We start from the raw sequence: 15,191 nt of genomic DNA, 5'->3' as shown, positions 1-15,191 counted from the left end.
AAACGCGTTTACGAAATCGCCGGGTGGCGCTTGCGCTTACCCGGCCTACAGTCGGAACCGTAGGGCGGGTAAGCGCAAGCGCCACCCGCCATTTTCGTCAGAATGCTAAATTAATACAATGCTTTACCGCTGCTGTCTTTTACGTTGGTTTTCCATGCAGCGCGAATCTGCTCAACCACGTTGTCCGGCAGGGTGGCGTAATCCAGAGCGTTAGCCTGTTTGCCGCCGTTTTTGTATGCCCAGTCGAAGAACTTCAGCACTTCAGCGCCCTGCTCAGGTTTCTTCTGCTCTTTGTGCACCAGGATGAAGGTGGTAGAGGTGATTGGCCATGCACCTTCGCCCTTCTGGTTAGTCAGATCCTGCGCGAAGGATTTGCTCCAGTCAGCGCCTTTGGCGGCGTTAGCAAAGTTCTCTTCGGTCGGGCTAACCGGTTTGCCGTCGGCAGAAACCAGTTTGGTGTAGGACAGGTTGTTCTGCTTCGCGTACGCGTACTCTACGTAGCCGATGGAGCCAGGCAGACGCTGTACGAACGCGGCGATACCGTCGTTACCTTTACCGCCCAGACCGGTAGGCCAGTTAACGGTAGAGCCGGAGCCGACTTTAGATTTCCACTCTTCGTTCACTTTCGCCAGGTAGCTGGTGAACACGAAAGAGGTACCGGAACCATCCGCGCGGCGAACCACGGCGATGTTCTGAGAAGGCAGCTTCAGGCCTGGGTTGAGCTTAGCGATCGCTTCGTCATCCCATTTTTTGATGTTGCCCAGGTAGATGTCACCCAGCGTTTTGCCGTCCAGCACCAGCTCGCCCGACTTCACGCCCGGCAGGTTGATGGCCAGAACCACGCCACCGATCACGGTAGGGAACTGGAACAGGCCTTCCTGAGCCAGTTTGTCATCTGACAGCGGAGCGTCAGACGCGCCGAAATCAACCGTGTTCGCGGTAATTTGTTTCACGCCACCGGAGGAGCCGATACCCTGATAGTTAACCTTGTTACCGGTTTCTTTCTGGTAGGTATCCGCCCATTTGGCATACACCGGCGCAGGGAAGGTTGCACCAGCGCCAGTCAGGCTTGCTTCTGCAAATACAGAGAACGCGCTCAGAGATAAGGTCGCGGCGACAACAGTTGCGACAGTGGTACGCATAACTTTCATAATGTCTCCTGCAAGATTTTCGTAAATCGTTGTTTAGTGGCTACGATGAGCAAAATAGGACAAACAGGTGACAGATAAATGTACGAATTATGACAGTTTTATGACAATGAAAATTTAACTTAAAATTAAACAAAATAAAGCTTAATTTTCATCGCGTTAGCCACTTTTATGACAGGTTGTTTTCAGAAATATTTTCTTTATGTGACACTGAAAAAAGTAGCTGAAGATGACAAATTGTCATTATTAAAAATGAGAAAGGATTGATGAAAAACAAACCAGGCAGGATAAAAAAGCTCCACCCGAAGGTGGAGCCTGAAGGGTTTATTCTACAGTGACCGATTTCGCCAGGTTACGCGGCTGGTCGACGTCGGTGCCTTTGATTAGCGCCACGTGGTAAGCCAGCAGCTGCAGCGGAACGGTGTAGAAGATCGGTGCAATCACCTCTTCCACATGCGGCATCTCGATGATGTGCATGTTGTCGCTGCTGGCGAAACCGGCATCTTTGTCGGCGAAGACGTACAGGACACCACCGCGGGCGCGCACTTCTTCGATGTTAGATTTCAGTTTTTCCAGCAGTTCGTTGTTGGGTGCCACAACGATGACCGGCATATCGGCGTCAATCAGCGCCAGCGGGCCGTGTTTCAGTTCGCCTGCCGCATACGCTTCAGCGTGAATATAGGAGATCTCTTTCAGCTTCAGCGCGCCTTCCAGCGCAATCGGATACTGATCGCCACGACCCAGGAACAGGGCGTGATGCTTGTCAGAGAAATCTTCCGCCAGGGCTTCAATGCGTTTGTCCTGAGACAGCATCTGCTCAATACGGCTCGGCAGCGCCTGCAGACCATGAACGATGTCATGCTCAACGGAAGCATCTTCGCCTTTCAGGCGTGCCAGCTTCGCCACCAGCATCAGCAGAACGGTCAGCTGAGTGGTAAACGCTTTAGTGGAGGCCACGCCGATTTCGGTACCCGCTTTGGTCATCAGCGCCAGATCGGATTCACGCACCAGGGAAGAGCCCGGGACGTTACAGATGGCCAGAGAGCCCAGGTAACCCAGCTCTTTAGACAGTCGCAGCGCAGCCAGGGTATCCGCCGTTTCACCAGACTGGGAAAGGGTGATCATCAGGCTGTTACGACGCACCGCAGATTTGCGATAGCGGAATTCAGACGCAATTTCCACATCACACGGCACGCCCGCCAGGGATTCAAACCAGTAGCGAGAGACCATACCGGAGTTGTAGGAGGTGCCGCAGGCCACGATCTGAATGTGCTCAACCTTGCTGAGCAGTTCATTCGCATTTGCACCCAGCTCGCTCAAATCCACTTCACCGTGGCTGATGCGCCCGGTCAGGGTGTTTTTGATGGCGTTTGGCTGCTCGTAAATCTCTTTCTGCATGTAGTGACGGTAAGCGCCTTTGTCGCCCGCGTCGTACTGCAGGTTAGATTCGATCTCCTGGCGCTTCACCTGCTCGCCTTTGGTATCGAACACGGTCACGCTGCGGCGAGTCACTTCGGCGATATCCCCCTCTTCCAGGAAGATAAAGCGGCGGGTGACCGGCAGGAGCGCCAGCTGGTCAGAGGCGATAAAGTTTTCACCCATGCCCAGACCGATAACCATCGGGCTACCGGAACGCGCGGCCAGCAGCGTGGACGGATCGCGGGAATCCATGATCACCGTACCGTACGCACCGCGCAGCTGAGGGATAGCACGCAGCACCGCATCACGCAGTGTGCCGCCCTGCTCCAGCTCCCAGTGCACCAGGTGAGCAATCACTTCGGTGTCCGTTTCAGAGACGAAGGTGTAGCCGCGCGCTTTCAGTGCTTCGCGCAGCGGTTCGTGGTTTTCGATAATGCCGTTGTGCACAACCACGATGTGTTCAGACACATGCGGGTGCGCGTTGCCTTCAGACGGTTCGCCGTGCGTCGCCCAGCGGGTATGCGCAATACCGGTTCCCCCGTGCAGCGGATGTTCTTCCGCGGCCTGGGCCAGCATCTGCACTTTACCGAGACGACGCAGACGGGTCATATGACCTTCTGCATCGACGACAGCCAGACCGGCAGAGTCGTAACCACGGTATTCCAGACGACGTAAACCTTCGAGAAGGATTTCAGCAATATCACGCTGCGCAACTGCGCCAACAATTCCACACATAATTTATATTCCGAATTTAGGCATTATGCCTGCGTTGTCGCTGACCTGTATTTGCCCTTTCCGGGCGCCCCGAGCCTTGTAGAGAGTGGGGTTATTGTTATGGGTACTGCTTGTGGGGGGAGATATATATTTATCTCCTCTCCCGGGTTTGCCTGATGACGGCTACGCCTTATCAGGCCTACTCAATCGTAGGGCGGGTAAGCGTAGCGCCACCCGCCTTGTTGTTACTTTTTCTTCACCGGGCGTTTCCAGCCCTGCTTGCTGACCTGCGGAACGCGGCTTAATACCAGCTCGTTCTCGGCCACATCGCGCGTTACGGTTGTTCCAGCGGCAATAGTCACCCCGTTACCCACGGTAACAGGCGCCACCAACTGCGTATCGGAGCCAACGAACACGTCATCACCAATGATCGTTTTAAACTTATTGGCGCCGTCATAGTTACAGGTAATCGTCCCTGCACCAATATTCACGTTATTGCCAATTTCCGCGTCGCCCAGATAGGTCAGATGACCGGCTTTAGAGCCTTTACCCAGACGCGCTTTTTTCATCTCCACGAAGTTACCCACGTGAGCGCCTTCCAGCAGCTCAGCACCCGGGCGCAGGCGCGCAAACGGGCCGATAGTACAGGCCACGTCCAGACGGGCATCTTCCACCACGCTGTACGGGCTGATTTCGCAGTCGTCACCGATGATGCTGTTTTTGATCACGCAGCCGGCGCCAATTTTGACGCGGTTGCCCAACGTCACGTTACCCTCGAGGATAACGTTAGTATCAATCTCAACGTCACGCCCATGAGATAATGAGCCACGCAGATCGAAACGCGCCGGATCGCGCAGCATCACGCCTGCCAGCAGCAGTTTTTCAGCCTGTTCGGACTGATAAACACGCTCAAGGCGGGAAAGTTGAAGACGGTTATTCACCCCTTCGGTTTCGCTGATGCGTGCCGGATGGACCGCCGCAATCTCGCGCCCTTCGTGGTACGCCATCGCAATAATATCGGTGATATAGTATTCACCCTGCGCATTGTTGTTGTTGAGCTTCGACAGCCAGCGCTTCATATCCGCGCCATTGGCAATCAGGATACCGGTGTTGATCTCCTGAATCTGACGCTGCGCCTCACTGGCATCTTTATGCTCAACAATACCCGTAACGTTGCCGTTTTCACGGGTGATACGTCCATAACCGGTTGGATCGTCCAGCACGACGGTTAATAAACCGATGCCGCCCTGCGGTTTGGCTTCACGCAGGCGAGTCAGTGTTTCAACAGAGATCAGCGGGACATCGCCGTAGAGCATCAAAATGTCTTCGTCATCCGCAAAGAAGGGCGCTGCCTGCTGCATGGCATGGCCTGTACCCAACTGTTCAGCCTGAAGCACCCAGTTGAGCTTGTCGTCGCTCAGCGTCTTTTTAAGCAGATCGCCGCCGTGGCCGTAGACCAGGTGAACCTGATTAGCCCCCAGTTCATTCGCTGCATCAATGACATGCTGCACCATTGGCTTTCCTGCAAGCGTGTGAAGCACTTTAGGCAGGTCGGAATACATGCGGGTCCCTTTGCCTGCGGCAAGGATCACCACGCTCATCGCACTGTTTGACATACGCATCCTGACGGTAGTTTGAGTGAGAAGTAAAAACGTTTGATGCTTAAAATTCTACATCTTTTTCAGCATGAATTAAGGCCGAAAAAAAAGCCAGCCTGGTATCCAGACTGGCTTTTGTGCTTTTCAAGCCGGTGTTACATCGCTTTTTTGGTCAACTCGATAACGCGCAGTTTCGCGATCGCTTTGGCCAGCTCCGCAGACGCCTGAGCGTAATCCACGTCACCATGAGAGCTGTTAATGTGCTCTTCAGCCTTACGCTTCGACTCCAGGGCTCGCGCTTCGTCGAGATCCTGGCCACGAATAGCGGTATCGGCCAGAACGGTCACACTGCCAGGCTGCACTTCAAGAATGCCGCCGGACAGATAGATAAACTCTTCGTGACCGAACTGTTTAACGATGCGGATCATACCAGGCTTAATGGCGGTGAGCAGCGGTGCGTGACCCGGGAAAATACCCAGTTCACCTTCACTACCCGTTACCTGGATTTTTTCGACCAGACCAGAGAACATTTGTTGCTCTGCGCTGACGACGTCCAGGTGGTAAGTCATTGCCATATCACCCTCCGATTAAGGCGTTAAAGTTTTTTGGCTTTTTCCACAGCTTCTTCGATGGAACCAACCATGTAGAACGCCTGCTCTGGCAGGTGATCGTATTCGCCTTCCATGATGCCTTTAAAGCCACGGATGGTGTCTTTCAGGGAAACGTATTTACCCGGAGAACCGGTGAATACTTCCGCAACGAAGAACGGCTGGGACAGGAAGCGCTGGATCTTACGCGCACGTGCTACCACCAGTTTGTCTTCTTCAGACAGTTCATCCATACCCAGGATGGCGATGATGTCTTTCAGTTCCTGGTAACGCTGCAGCAGGGACTGTACGCCACGCGCGGTGTCGTAGTGTTCCTGACCAACAACCAGTGGATCCAGCTGACGGCTGGTGGAGTCCAGCGGGTCAACGGCCGGGTAGATACCCAGAGACGCGATCTGACGGCTCAGTACCACGGTTGCATCTAAGTGCGCAAAGGTGGTGGCTGGTGATGGGTCAGTCAAGTCATCCGCAGGTACGTATACCGCCTGAACGGAGGTGATAGAACCGGTTTTGGTAGAGGTGATACGTTCCTGAAGAACACCCATCTCTTCCGCCAGCGTAGGCTGATAACCTACCGCTGAAGGCATACGACCCAGCAGTGCAGATACTTCAGTACCGGCCAGGGTGTAACGATAGATGTTATCAACGAACAGCAGAACGTCACGGCCTTCGTCACGGAACTTCTCAGCCATCGTCAGGCCGGTCAGCGCAACGCGCAGACGGTTTCCAGGTGGCTCGTTCATCTGGCCGTAAACCAGGGATACTTTGTCCAGAACGTTGGAGTCGGTCATTTCGTGGTAGAAGTCGTTACCCTCACGAGTACGTTCGCCTACGCCCGCAAACACAGAGTAACCGGAGTGCTCGATCGCGATGTTACGGATCAGCTCCATCATGTTTACGGTTTTACCTACACCCGCACCACCGAACAGACCAACTTTACCGCCCTTCGCAAACGGACACATCAGGTCGATAACTTTGATACCGGTTTCCAGCAGTTCCTGAGAGCTGGACAGCTCTTCGTAGGAAGGTGCCGCGCGGTGGATAGCCCAACGCTCTTCTTCACCGATGTCGCCTTTCATGTCGATTGGCTGACCCAATACGTTCATGATACGACCCAGTGTTGCTTTACCTACCGGGACTTCGATCGGGTGCTCAAGGTCTTTTACTTCCAGACCACGACGCAGACCGTCGGAAGAACCCATCGCGATGGTACGCACGATACCGCCGCCGAGCTGCTGCTGAACTTCCAGCACCAGGCTCTCGTTACCATTCTGTACCTCAAGCGCGTCGTACACGCGTGGTACGGCGTCCTGAGGGAACTCGACGTCCACCACGGCGCCGATTACCTGGACAATCTTTCCAGTAGCCATCTTGAATCCTCTACGTAATTCGTAAACCTGGTTAAACCGCGGCGGCCCCCGAGACGATCTCGGTGAGTTCCTGAGTAATGCTGGCCTGACGAGCTTTGTTGTAAACCAACTGCAGCTCTTTAATCAGGCTGCCGCCATTATCGGTCGCGGCTTTCATCGCCACCATTCGTGCGGCCTGCTCGCTGGCCAGGTTTTCTACAACGCCCTGATAAACCTGAGATTCAACGTAACGACGCAGCAGGGTATCCAGCAGCGGTTTCGGATCGGGTTCATACAGGTAATCCCAGGTTTTTTGCTTCAGCTCGCCATCTTCTGATGCCGGTAACGGCAGCATCTGAGTGAGCGTTGGAACCTGAGACATGGTGTTAATGAATTTGTTGCTGACAACGTACAGTCTGTCCAGACGGCCTTCATCATAAGCCTGCAACATCACTTTAACCGGGCCGATCAGTTCGGACAGGGACGGGTTATCACCCATACCGGTCACCTGAGCGACAATGTTGCCACCAACGGAGTTAAAGAAAGAGACGCCTTTAGAGCCGATCATTGCGATATCGCACTGAACGCCTTTTTCAGACCATGCTTTCATATCCGCCAGCAGTTTTTTGAACAGGTTAATGTTCAAGCCGCCACACAGACCACGGTCGGTCGACACCACCAGGTAGCCCACGCGCTTAACGTCGCGTTCTTCCAGGTAAGGGTGCTTATATTCCAGATTACCGTTTGCAAGGTGACCAATCACTTTGCGCATGGTTTCTGCATAAGGACGGCTGGCCGCCATGCGATCCTGCGATTTACGCATTTTGGAAGCGGCGACCATCTCCATCGCTTTAGTGATCTTTTGCGTGTTCTGGACGCTTGCGATCTTACTACGTATCTCTTTTGCGCCGGCCATGAGCTTCTCCTCAATGCCAGGCGGCTTGTCCTGAGACAAGCCGCCGGACGATTACCAGGATTGGGTTGCTTTGAAGGAATCGAGGATAGCTTTCAGCTTGCCTTCGATTTCGTCGTTATAGCCACCGGTCTGGTTGATCTCTTGCATCAGCGGAGCGTGATCACGGTCGACGTAAGCCAGCAGAGCGGCTTCGAAGCTACCGATTTTCGCCAGTTCCACATCTTCGAGGTAACCGCGTTCAGCCGCGAACAGAACCAGGCCCTGCTGAGCAACAGACATTGGTGCGTACTGTTTCTGCTTCAGCAGCTCGGTCACTTTCTGACCGTGGCTCAGCTGTTTACGGGTTGCTTCGTCCAGATCGGATGCGAACTGAGAGAACGCAGCCAGTTCACGATACTGTGCCAGCGCGGTACGGATACCACCGGACAGTTTCTTGATGATCTTGGTCTGAGCAGCACCACCAACACGGGATACGGAGATACCCGGGTTAACTGCCGGACGAATACCGGAGTTAAACAGGTTGGTTTCCAGGAAGATCTGACCATCGGTAATGGAGATTACGTTGGTCGGAACGAACGCAGAAACGTCACCCGCCTGGGTTTCAATGATCGGCAGAGCGGTCAGAGAGCCCGTTTTACCCTTCACTTCACCTTTGGTGAAGTTCTCGACGTATTCCGCGTTTACGCGGGAAGCACGCTCCAGCAGACGAGAGTGGAGGTAGAATACGTCGCCAGGGAACGCTTCACGTCCAGGTGGACGACGGAGCAGCAGGGAAACCTGACGATAAGCAACAGCCTGTTTAGACAGGTCATCGTATACGATCAGCGCATCTTCACCGCGGTCACGGAAGTATTCGCCCATTGCGCAACCGGCGTATGGCGCCAGGTATTGCAGTGCAGCAGATTCAGACGCGGTCGCCACCACAACGATGGTGTTAGACAGTGCGCCGTGCTCTTCCAGTTTACGAACCACGTTGGAAATGGTGGACGCTTTCTGGCCGATGGCCACGTACACACATTTGATGCCGGAGTCACGCTGGTTGATGATGGCGTCGATAGCCATCGCGGTTTTACCGGTCTGACGGTCACCGATGATCAGTTCACGCTGACCACGACCGATTGGGATCATGGCATCAACGGACTTATAACCTGTCTGAACAGGCTGATCTACGGACTGACGGTCGATAACGCCCGGTGCGATAACTTCGATTGGGGAGAAGCCATCGTGCTCAACCGGACCTTTACCGTCGATTGGCGCACCCAGGGTGTTAACAACGCGACCCAGCAGGCCACGGCCAACCGGCACTTCCAGAATACGGCCAGTACACTTAACCTTCATGCCTTCGGCGAGGTCAGCGTATGGACCCATCACAACTGCACCAACGGAGTCGCGCTCCAGGTTCAGTGCGATAGCGTAACGGTTACCCGGCAGGGAAATCATCTCACCCTGCATACAATCGGCCAGGCCGTGGATGCGGATAACACCGTCACTTACAGAAACAATAGTACCTTCGTTGTGAGCTTCACTCACAACATTGAACTGAGCAATGCGCTGCTTGATCAGTTCGCTGATTTCGGTGGAATTCAGTTGCATGCTCCAGTCCCCTTAAGACTGCAAGACGTCTGCAAGGCGCTCAAGACGGCCGCGTACGCTGCCATCAATGACCATATCACCCGAGCGGATGATTACGCCTGCCATTACAGACTTATCGATTTTGCAATTCAGCTTAACTTTGCGTGACAGACGTTTTTCCATCGCGGCGGTAATTTTCGCAAGCTGTTCGTCACTCAGTTCAGTCGCAGAAGTCACTTCGACTTCAGCGGTAGCTTCACTAAGGGCACGTAAGTGCTCAAACTGCTCGAGAACATCCGGGAGCACACGGAGACGACCATTCTCTGCCATCACCTTAATCAGGTTCTGGCCGTTGGCATCCAGTTGCTCTCCGCACACGGCGATAAACGACGCGGCGAGGGTTTCAGGTGCTAACGCACCGGAAAGCAACTCGGCCATTTGTTCGTTTTTCGTCACCTCAGCGGCAAACGCCAGCATATTCTGCCAGCGATCGACATTTTGGTGTTCGATAGCAAAGTCAAAAGCTGCTTTGGCGTAGGGGCGAGCTACCGTAACAAATTCAGACATCAGCCCCTCCCTCCTTACAGTTCAGCGACAAGTTTGTCCACGATGTCGCTGTTAGCAGCTTCATCCACGGAACGTTCGATGATCTTCTCGGCGCCAGCAACAGCCAGAATCGCAACCTGCTTACGCAGTTCTTCACGAGCACGTTTACGCTCAGCTTCAATTTCAGCCTGAGCCTGTGTCACGATCTTAGTACGTTCCTGTTCTGCTTCAGCTTTGGCTTCGTCCAGGATCTGCGAACGGCGTTTGTTAGCCTGTTCGATGATAACCTGAGCTTCCGCTTTCGCTTTTTTCAGCTGGTCTGTCGCGTTGGCCTGTGCAAGGTCCAAATCTTTCTTAGCGCGTTCTGCAGAAGCCAGACCGTCAGCAATTTCTTTCTGACGTTTTTCGATGGCAGCCATTAAAGGCGGCCATACATACTTCATGCAGAACCAGACAAAGAGAATAAACGCGATGGCCTGGCCGAGGATTGTTGCGTTCATGTTCACAGCACAATACCTCTTTAATATCTGTGGCTTAGGGTTTTAAAACTACTACTACGCGACAGCAAACATCACGTACAGACCCAGACCTACAGCGATCATTGGGATAGCATCCACCAGACCCATAACGATAAAGAACTGAGTACGCAGCAAAGGAATCAGATCAGGTTGACGCGCAGCGCCTTCCAGGAATTTGCCCCCGAGGATGCCGATACCGATCGCAGCACCGATAGCCGCCAGACCCATCATCACAGCGGCAGCCATGTACAGCAGATCCATATTCAGGTTTTCCATGACAGTCTCCAGTTTGTTTCAATTAAAACGTAGTAGTGTTGGTAAAAAATCAGTGCTCTTCAGACGCCATCGACAGATAGACGATCGTCAGAACCATGAAGATAAAGGCTTGCAGCGTAATGATCAGGATGTGGAAAATGGCCCACGGCACATTCAGAACCCACTGTGACCACCACGGCAGAAGACCCGCGATCAGAATGAAAATCAGCTCACCCGCATACATGTTGCCGAACAGTCGCAGACCCAGTGAAACAGGTTTGGACAGCAGGCTAACGCCTTCCAGGATCAGGTTGACCGGAATAAACGCCCAGTGGTTGAACGGCTGCAAGGTAAGCTCTTTCACAAAGCCGCTTACGCCTTTCATTTTGATGCTGTAGAAAAGAATCAGGATAAACACGCCCAGCGCCATCGACAGGGTGATGTTCACGTCCGCAGACGGTACCACACGCAGTGCTGGCAGGCCGAAGATGTGCTCGCCGATGAACGGCAGCAGATCGATTGGCAGCAGGTCCATCAGGTTCATCAGGAAGACCCAAACGAACACGGTCAGGGCCAGCGGAGCAATCAGCTTGCTCTTGCCATGGTACATGTCTTTGACGCTGCCATGGACGAAGCCGATGATCATTTCGATGAAGGTCTGGAATTTCCCTGGTACACCGCTGGTCGCTCGTTTAGCAACACCGCGGAACATGGCCAGGAACAGAAGACCCAAAACCACCGAGAAGAACATGGAGTCGATGTTGATCGTCCAGAAGGTGGCCGGGGGGTTATGTGGATCCACCAGCGAGAATGTACGCAGGTCCAGCTGAAGGTTATTCAGATGGTGACCTATGTAATCCTGCGGCGTCATATTTTCTGAAGCCATGATGCCTTTTACCCTTTGTTATTGATTACAGCTGGAGCCAGAACTTGTACCACCAGCACCAAAACCCACGTTGCTATCAGCGGCATGAAGACCACTTTCAAAACCGCCAGCGCCATCACCAGTAGAGCAAAGGTCAGCAACACCTTACACACTTCGCCGAGGGCGAAGGACCAGGCCACGCGGCCTTTGGCAGGTGTATGCGCCTGATGACGCCAGGCAAAAATCATAAACAACACGTTTGGCAGCACAACCGCCAAACCCCCACACACGGCGGAGATGCCCCAGAAGGGGTCTTTGAGGCTAAACAGCAGTCCACTTGCTATCACAGCCAGAAACTGAATGAACAGAAGCTTACGAGCAACGTTTCTACTCAAGAGCGACACAGACATCACGTTTTTACTCCTGCTCCCTTCGAGGTATGCCGCGTGTCGTATAAAACGTCCTTTAAGGCTCAGAGTCAAGCATCAAAAAGCGGTCAAATTATACGGTGCGCACCCGTGATTTCAAACATTAAGTAGCGAAAAGGTGAATAAATGTTTAAATATTTTTCCCCACCGCTATTTTTTAACTTTCGCTGAAAGCGTCAACCTTCGACCAAAACTGCAAACAGCGCGAAAACGTTGACGATAAAGCGTGCACGAGATCACAAAACACACATTTGCAATAAGGTTGTATTTATCAAAGGCGCAAATCGCGGAAATTTATCTTTATGAAATTAAACGCAAAACGTCGTAACTATTTTCAAAACAGCCCAGTACACAATAAAAACCTTTTATTGACATTCTTAATAAATAATTAACATTGCGTTCTGGTTACTGCCTTCCACTTTTAGCAGACTTATACTTTCACAGATGACTATCTTCTCGGTGAATAATAGTTACTTCGTTAACCGGAAGAAAAACCTTAGTGAAACAGAGGTTAAAAGCTGCCCGATAAATCCCCGCTAGTTGTGCTGTTTTTTAACATGATAAGAACAGCACGAATTCCACATTTTTTATTAATTTTTTAAAAATTGTTTGGCTTAATTATCACCAGGTGACGTTCACCTTCGAGCTGAGGAATCTCTAATTTCTCAATAGACTCGACAGCAAAACCGTCCGGAAGCTGTTCAATCTCATCGCCTGGCAACTGCCCTTTCAGCGCATAAAAGCGGCCGTTCTCCGCAGGTAAGTGTTTGCACCAGCTCACCATATCGTTGAGCGACGCAAATGCGCGGCTGATAACCCCGTCAAACGGCGGCTCTGCCGGGAACTCCTCTACCCTGCTCTGCACGGGCGTGATGTTCTCAAGCTTCAGCTCATGCTGTACCTGACGTAAAAAGCGCACGCGTTTGCCGAGGCTGTCCAGCAGCGTGAAATGGCTCTCAGGGCGAACAATCGACAGCGGAATACCCGGCAGACCAGGGCCCGTCCCCACGTCGATAAAGCGTTCACCTTTCAGCCAGGGGGCAACCACGATGCTGTCGAGAATGTGGCGAACGAGCATCTCGTTGGGGTCGCGAACAGACGTCAGGTTGTACGCTTTGTTCCATTTGTTCAGCATATCGACATAGGCCACCAGCTGATTTTTCTGGTGATCGGTGAGCGAAATACCTGCCTGATCCAGCAGACGAGAGAGTTTGTTGAGCACGGTGAATACCTGTTGAGAGACTTAAGTGGCGGGTGGCGCTTCGCTTACCCGCCCTACGGAGTTCAGTAGGCCCGGTAAGCGCAGCGCCACCGGGCAATTTCAAGGCTTTACGCGCTACGGCGCAGCATGCCCTGCTTTTTCAGCCACACCAGCAGGATCGAAATCGCCGCTGGAGTCACGCCCGAGATGCGGGAAGCCTGGCCGATCGATACCGGTTTGTGATCGTTCAGCTTAGCGATCACTTCGTTGGAAAGGCCTGTCACCTGGCGGTAGTCCAGCATTTCCGGCAGCAGCGTGTTTTCGTTACGCTGCTGTTTTTCAATCTCATCCTGCTGACGCGCGATGTAACCTTCGTACTTCACCTGGATCTCAACCTGCTCCGCCGCTTCAGCATCTTCCAGGCCCGGCGCGAACGCGGTCAGTTTGACCAGGTTCTCGTAGGTGACTTCAGGACGGCGCAGCAAATCTTCACCGCTGGCCTCGCGCGACAGCGGCGCGGTTAAGTGAGCGTTTACTTCAGCAGCGGTTTCCGCCTGCGGATTCACCCAGGTGGTTTTCAGACGCTGACGTTCCTGTTCAATGCGCTCCAGCTTCTCGTTGAAGCGCGCCCAGCGTTCGTCATCGACCAGACCGAGCTCGCGGCCCATTTCGGTCAGACGAAGGTCGGCGTTATCTTCACGCAGCATCAGGCGATATTCTGCGCGAGAGGTAAACATACGGTACGGTTCTTTGGTACCCAGCGTGCAGAGATCGTCAACCAGCACGCCCAGGTACGCCTGAGAACGGCCGGGTGCCCAGCCTTCTTTCTCGGCAGAGAAGCGCGCAGCGTTCAGGCCGGCAAGCAGGCCCTGTGCAGCAGCTTCTTCGTAGCCGGTGGTGCCGTTAATCTGACCCGCGAAGAACAGACCGTGGATGAATTTGCTCTCCAGGGTCGGCTTCAGGTCACGCGGATCGAAGAAATCGTACTCAATAGCGTAGCCAGGGCGAACGATTTTTGCGTTCTCCATACCCTGCATTGAGCGAACAATTTGCATCTGCACGTCGAACGGCAGGCTGGTGGAGATGCCGTTCGGGTAAATTTCGTTTGAGGTCAGCCCTTCCGGCTCCAGGAAGATCTGGTGCTGGTTGCGATCGGCGAAGCGCATCACTTTGTCTTCGATCGACGGGCAGTAGCGCGGACCGATCCCTTCGATCACGCCAGCGTACATCGGGCTGCGATCGAGGTTATTGCGGATCACATCGTGGGTTTTCTCGTTGGTATGCGTGATATAGCACGGCACCTGCTGCGGATGCTGTGCCGCATTGCCCATGAACGAGAAGACCGGCATTGGGTTGTCACCGTGCTGTTGCGCCAGCACGCTGAAATCAATGGTACGCGCATCAATACGCGGCGGCGTACCGGTTTTCAGGCGGCTAACGCGCAGCGGCAGTTCGCGCAGACGGCGAGACAAGGGAATAGACGGCGGATCGCCAGCACGACCACCGCTGTAGTTATCCAGGCCGATATGAATTTTACCGTCCAGGAATGTCCCCACGGTCAACACCACGGCTTTGGCGCGGAATTTGAGGCCCATCTGGGTCACCGCGCCTACGACGCGATCGTTCTCAACGATAAGATCTTCGACCGCCTGCTGGAAGATCATCAGGTTCGGCTGGTTCTCCAGCGCGGTACGCACCGCCTGACGATAAAGTACGCGGTCTGCCTGTGCACGGGTCGCTCGAACAGCAGGCCCTTTGCTTGCGTTTAGTATCCTAAACTGGATGCCGGCATGATCGATCGCTTTCGCCATCAGGCCGCCAAGTGCATCCACTTCTTTTACCAGGTGTCCTTTCCCAATGCCGCCAATCGCCGGATTACAGGACATTTGTCCCAGCGTGTCGATATTGTGTGTCAAAAGCAGGGTCTGCTGACCCATTCGCGCTGCGGCCATTGCGGCCTCAGTGCCTGCGTGACCCCCGCCAATGATGATGACGTCAAAAGGATCCTGATAAAACATGGTGGTCTGCCTCGCGTAAAGCGGTATGAAAATGGA

The 15,191-nt window shown here is 53.5% G+C and carries 14 protein-coding genes; all 14 read right to left on the bottom strand.

Annotation, left to right across the window (positions count from 1 at the left end):
- Window positions 1-110: 110 nt before the first annotated feature.
- Window positions 111-1,151 carry a phosphate ABC transporter substrate-binding protein PstS gene (gene pstS, locus ACMGGU_RS21415; protein ID WP_032675678.1) on the bottom strand — a complete coding sequence of 347 codons (1,041 nt, stop codon included), beginning with the start codon at window positions 1,149-1,151 and terminating at the stop codon, window positions 111-113.
- Between the two features lie 321 nt (window positions 1,152-1,472).
- Window positions 1,473-3,302 (bottom strand): glutamine--fructose-6-phosphate transaminase (isomerizing), encoded by a 1,830-nt coding sequence (gene glmS / locus ACMGGU_RS21410; protein WP_008500188.1) that lies wholly within the window; start codon window positions 3,300-3,302, stop codon window positions 1,473-1,475.
- Between the two features lie 224 nt (window positions 3,303-3,526).
- Window positions 3,527-4,897 (bottom strand): bifunctional UDP-N-acetylglucosamine diphosphorylase/glucosamine-1-phosphate N-acetyltransferase GlmU, encoded by a 1,371-nt coding sequence (gene glmU / locus ACMGGU_RS21405; RefSeq protein WP_126535069.1) that lies wholly within the window; start codon window positions 4,895-4,897, stop codon window positions 3,527-3,529.
- Between the two features lie 137 nt (window positions 4,898-5,034).
- Window positions 5,035-5,454 carry a F0F1 ATP synthase subunit epsilon gene (locus ACMGGU_RS21400; protein ID WP_003862360.1) on the bottom strand — a complete coding sequence of 140 codons (420 nt, stop codon included), beginning with the start codon at window positions 5,452-5,454 and terminating at the stop codon, window positions 5,035-5,037.
- A 20-nt stretch (window positions 5,455-5,474) separates the two neighbouring features.
- Complete coding sequence (gene atpD, locus ACMGGU_RS21395) at window positions 5,475-6,857, bottom strand: F0F1 ATP synthase subunit beta (RefSeq protein ID WP_003862362.1); 1,383 nt, start codon at window positions 6,855-6,857, stop codon at window positions 5,475-5,477.
- Between the two features lie 31 nt (window positions 6,858-6,888).
- Window positions 6,889-7,752: a F0F1 ATP synthase subunit gamma gene (gene atpG / locus ACMGGU_RS21390; protein ID WP_024907886.1), complete on the bottom strand. Its 864-nt coding sequence runs from the start codon at window positions 7,750-7,752 to the stop codon at window positions 6,889-6,891.
- Between the two features lie 51 nt (window positions 7,753-7,803).
- On the bottom strand, window positions 7,804-9,345 hold the full coding sequence (atpA, locus tag ACMGGU_RS21385) for a F0F1 ATP synthase subunit alpha (protein WP_003862367.1): 1,542 nt from the start codon (window positions 9,343-9,345) through the stop codon (window positions 7,804-7,806).
- A gap of 12 nt (window positions 9,346-9,357) precedes the next feature.
- Entirely contained in the window at window positions 9,358-9,891 is a 534-nt protein-coding gene (gene atpH / locus ACMGGU_RS21380) for a F0F1 ATP synthase subunit delta (protein ID WP_008500192.1), read from the bottom strand.
- A 14-nt stretch (window positions 9,892-9,905) separates the two neighbouring features.
- Window positions 9,906-10,376, bottom strand: a complete 471-nt coding sequence (atpF, locus tag ACMGGU_RS21375) for a F0F1 ATP synthase subunit B (protein ID WP_003862370.1) — start codon at window positions 10,374-10,376, stop codon at window positions 9,906-9,908.
- Window positions 10,377-10,424: 48 nt separating this feature from the next.
- Window positions 10,425-10,664 carry a F0F1 ATP synthase subunit C gene (gene atpE, locus ACMGGU_RS21370; protein ID WP_000429386.1) on the bottom strand — a complete coding sequence of 80 codons (240 nt, stop codon included), beginning with the start codon at window positions 10,662-10,664 and terminating at the stop codon, window positions 10,425-10,427.
- A 49-nt stretch (window positions 10,665-10,713) separates the two neighbouring features.
- Entirely contained in the window at window positions 10,714-11,529 is an 816-nt protein-coding gene (gene atpB, locus ACMGGU_RS21365; protein WP_008500193.1) for a F0F1 ATP synthase subunit A, read from the bottom strand.
- 8 nt (window positions 11,530-11,537) lie between these two features.
- Complete coding sequence (gene atpI / locus ACMGGU_RS21360; protein ID WP_008500194.1) at window positions 11,538-11,918, bottom strand: F0F1 ATP synthase subunit I; 381 nt, start codon at window positions 11,916-11,918, stop codon at window positions 11,538-11,540.
- A gap of 616 nt (window positions 11,919-12,534) precedes the next feature.
- Window positions 12,535-13,158 carry a 16S rRNA (guanine(527)-N(7))-methyltransferase RsmG gene (gene rsmG, locus ACMGGU_RS21355; RefSeq protein ID WP_045909355.1) on the bottom strand — a complete coding sequence of 208 codons (624 nt, stop codon included), beginning with the start codon at window positions 13,156-13,158 and terminating at the stop codon, window positions 12,535-12,537.
- 107 nt (window positions 13,159-13,265) lie between these two features.
- Complete coding sequence (gene mnmG / locus ACMGGU_RS21350; protein WP_014072433.1) at window positions 13,266-15,155, bottom strand: tRNA uridine-5-carboxymethylaminomethyl(34) synthesis enzyme MnmG; 1,890 nt, start codon at window positions 15,153-15,155, stop codon at window positions 13,266-13,268.
- Window positions 15,156-15,191: the final 36 nt, after the last annotated feature.

Origin of the sequence: Enterobacter sp. BNK-8 (assembly GCF_048685095.1) — a bacterium.
Lineage (GTDB): Bacteria > Pseudomonadota > Gammaproteobacteria > Enterobacterales > Enterobacteriaceae > Enterobacter > Enterobacter quasiroggenkampii.
Note: the sequence above shows the minus strand (reverse complement) of the source record. Positions and strands in the feature narration are given on the sequence as shown.